Annotated in this window: 1 protein-coding gene; it reads right to left on the bottom strand. The window is 32.5% G+C overall.

The genetic code is table 11. The features are described from left to right. Window positions 1-73: 73 nt before the first annotated feature. Window positions 74-685, bottom strand: a complete 612-nt coding sequence (locus tag BHE89_RS19025) for a lytic polysaccharide monooxygenase (RefSeq protein WP_069369807.1) — start codon at window positions 683-685, stop codon at window positions 74-76. Window positions 686-821: the final 136 nt, after the last annotated feature.

Here is an 821-nt window from a genome sequence, read left to right as displayed (position 1 = left end):
AATTAAAAAGAAAATAAGATTAAGTATAATATATTTATTGATATTAAATAATTTTTCTATTGAGTTAAATTGATTATTTTTTAAAATCAGCATCAATAACTTGATAAAAAGCGTTACCTGTATCCGCAATATCCCAAACACCTAAAATAATCTGATAACCAGAACGCTCTGGTATATTACAATTTAATTCTACGGTTTCTGTGGGTATTTTTCCATTATCATCTTGTTGGCAGAATGGCGTTAAATCAAAGTCAGCACGGGTCAGCGGTTTATTCACATCCCAACCTGGTTTGGTAATAAAGAATCGCCATGATGCAGTGCTATGCTTTGCAGTTAATGTCCACTTAAAGGTATTTTCTCCACTTTTCATTGCTACTTTATGCCAGCGATCAGCACTTTGTGCATTTAAAGCAGAAAAATTTGCCTTTCCACCACTGGCAATTTCACCGTCTGCAGGACCACCGTCAGGGAAACCTTTAAGTCCTTCAATAGATTGAGGCTCATATTGTACAGGACCACAATCTTTATTTAACTTGCCTCCTTTTGCTGAACAAAGGAAAGCTCTACTAGGAGGCGCATCAATATAGCCATGTTTTAATGTCACATCCGCTGACGCTGTTGAAATAAAACCCGCTGATGATAATAATAACGTTGCAGTAAATACCATAAGTTTATTTTTCTTCATCATAAAACCTCATAATTATTAATAAGTATTTTTAAATATAATGATTACATCAATCACATTAGATATTAGTCAAAAAAAAGACAATTAAATATGTATTTATTAATATTTGTGAGCAGTATCGCGATTTTATTTAATA

It is taken from the genome of Shigella sp. FC1967, from assembly GCF_001743005.1.
Taxonomy (GTDB): Bacteria; Pseudomonadota; Gammaproteobacteria; order Enterobacterales; family Enterobacteriaceae; genus Proteus.
Note: the sequence above shows the minus strand (reverse complement) of the source record. Positions and strands in the feature narration are given on the sequence as shown.